Raw genomic sequence first — 2,100 nt, 5'->3', positions numbered from 1 at the left:
AGGTGCCGTTTCTACCGCTGTGGTGGTGCGGACTATAAAAGAGGTGCGCAGACCGGACGGATCCTATATCCGTTTTGACGATAACGCCTGCGTATTGTTAAGCCCCACAGGCGAAATGCGCGGAACACGTGTTTTCGGACCCGTTGCCCGGGAACTGCGGGAGAAACAATTTATGAAGATTGTATCACTGGCCCCTGAGGTACTTTAAAGTATAGAAAATGAAACTAAGAATCAAAGCAGGAGATACCGTCAGGGTGATAACCGGAGACCATAAAGGTAGCGAAGGTAAAGTACTGAGGGTTGACCGTGAAAAGAACAAAGCCATTGTAGAAGGGGCCAATATGGTTTCTAAACACCAGAAACCCAGTGCACAGAACCCACAGGGTGGTATAGTAAAGAAAGAAGCACCTATTCATGTGTCTAACCTCTCACTTATTGACAAGAGCGGGGAAACCACCAGGGTAGGATTTGAAACCAGGGATGGAAAGAAAGTGCGTTTTTCCAAGAAATCCAATGAAGTAATTTAGTTATGGCTTACGTTCCAAGATTAAAGAAAGAATACCAGGAGCGTGTGATCAGCGCGCTGAAGGAAGAGTATGGCTACTCTAACGTAATGCAAGTCCCTAAACTCAAAAAAATTGTTTTGAGCCGGGGGGTTGGTGCTGCGGTGGCCGACAAGAAACTTATTGATCACGCGGTAGACGAGCTGACCATGATCAGCGGACAGAAAGCTGTCGCCACCATTTCCAAAAAGGATGTGGCTGCCTTTAAACTGCGTAAGGGCATGCCTATCGGGGCAAAGGTTACCCTGAGAGGTGAAAAAATGTATGAATTCCTGGACAGGCTGGTTACCACCGCACTTCCAAGGGTTCGTGATTTCCAGGGAATTCGCGCCACTGGTTTCGACGGTCGCGGGAATTACAACCTGGGAGTAACAGAGCAAATTATATTTCCGGAGATCAACATTGACAAGATCAACCGGATCAGTGGGATGGATATCACTTTTGTGACTTCTGCCCAAACAGATAAGGAAGCAAAATCACTTTTATCAGAATTGGGTCTTCCCTTCAAAAAGAATTAGTATGGCTAAAGAATCAATGAAAGCCCGGGAGCGAAAAAGGGCAAAGATGGTTGCAAAATACGCTGCAAAGCGAAAAGCTTTAAAAGAAGCCGGAGATTATGAGGCACTTCAAAAGTTGCCTAAAAATGCATCTCCCGTTCGTTTGCACAACCGTTGCAAATTAACCGGAAGGCCAAAAGGATATATGAGGACCTTCGGGATTTCGCGGGTGACCTTCAGGGAAATGGCCAACCAGGGCCTGATCCCGGGAGTGAAAAAAGCAAGTTGGTAAACGCATTAAATAGGGAAAAGATGTTAACAGATCCGATAGCAGATTATCTGACCAGAATACGAAATGCCAGCAGGGCTGGGCACAGGGTAGTTGAGATCCCTGGATCCAACCTGAAAAGAGAGATCACCAAGATCTTGTTTGATCAGGGGTATATCCTGAGCTATAAGTTCGAGGAAGACAAGGTTCAGGGTATTATTAAGATTGCCCTGAAGTACGATAAGTTTACCAAAGAGCCTGTAATTCGCAATATTGAGCGGATCAGTAAGCCCGGTCTGCGTAAGTATGCCTCTTCCAATGATATGCCAAGGGTGTTGAACGGATTGGGGATCGCCATTGTGTCTACCTCCCACGGGGTGATGACAAGCAAACAGGCGACTAGTGAAAACGTAGGCGGCGAGGTGCTTTGCTACGTGTATTAGAAAGGAGTTAAGAGCAAAAGAATAGGAAAATGTCAAGAATAGGTAATAATCCGATCAGCATCCCTGAAGGAGCTCAGGTAGAGGTCAAGGACAATGTCGTTACCGTAAAGGGAAAATTGGGGGAACTCAGCCAGCAATTTGACGATGTGGAAATCAAGGTCGAAGAAGGCCAGGTGATTGTGGAGCGTCCTTCAGAGTCCAAAACTCACAAGGCCAAGCATGGCCTGTACCGTTCTCTGGTGAACAATATGGTAGAAGGGGTGACCAAGGGATGGACCAAAGAACTGGAATTGGTGGGTGTGGGATACCGAGCCAGCAATCAGGGACAG

6 protein-coding genes are annotated in these 2,100 nt (G+C 46.8%); all 6 read left to right on the top strand.

All coding sequences use genetic code 11. The annotated features are described in order from the left end of the window. A partial coding sequence (locus tag AC4E7D_RS14370; RefSeq protein WP_490174463.1) for a large ribosomal subunit protein uL14 occupies window positions 1-208 on the top strand: 208 nt, incomplete at its 5' end. 10 nt (window positions 209-218) lie between these two features. Beyond that, window positions 219-527 (top strand): 50S ribosomal protein L24, encoded by a 309-nt coding sequence (rplX, locus tag AC4E7D_RS14365; RefSeq protein WP_490174462.1) that lies wholly within the window; start codon window positions 219-221, stop codon window positions 525-527. Window positions 528-529: 2 nt separating this feature from the next. Then, window positions 530-1,081 (top strand): 50S ribosomal protein L5, encoded by a 552-nt coding sequence (gene rplE / locus AC4E7D_RS14360; RefSeq protein ID WP_490174461.1) that lies wholly within the window; start codon window positions 530-532, stop codon window positions 1,079-1,081. Window position 1,082: 1 nt separating this feature from the next. Further along, window positions 1,083-1,352 carry a 30S ribosomal protein S14 gene (gene rpsN / locus AC4E7D_RS14355; RefSeq protein WP_490174460.1) on the top strand — a complete coding sequence of 90 codons (270 nt, stop codon included), beginning with the start codon at window positions 1,083-1,085 and terminating at the stop codon, window positions 1,350-1,352. A 20-nt stretch (window positions 1,353-1,372) separates the two neighbouring features. Then, window positions 1,373-1,771, top strand: coding sequence for a 30S ribosomal protein S8 (rpsH, locus tag AC4E7D_RS14350; protein ID WP_490174459.1), 399 nt, complete (start codon window positions 1,373-1,375; stop codon window positions 1,769-1,771). A 29-nt stretch (window positions 1,772-1,800) separates the two neighbouring features. Beyond that, window positions 1,801-2,100, top strand: a 300-nt coding sequence (locus AC4E7D_RS14345; RefSeq protein ID WP_490174458.1) for a 50S ribosomal protein L6, incomplete at its 3' end; no start/stop codon positions are given.

The organism is Lentiprolixibacter sp., from assembly GCF_982873095.1.
Note: the sequence above shows the minus strand (reverse complement) of the source record. Positions and strands in the feature narration are given on the sequence as shown.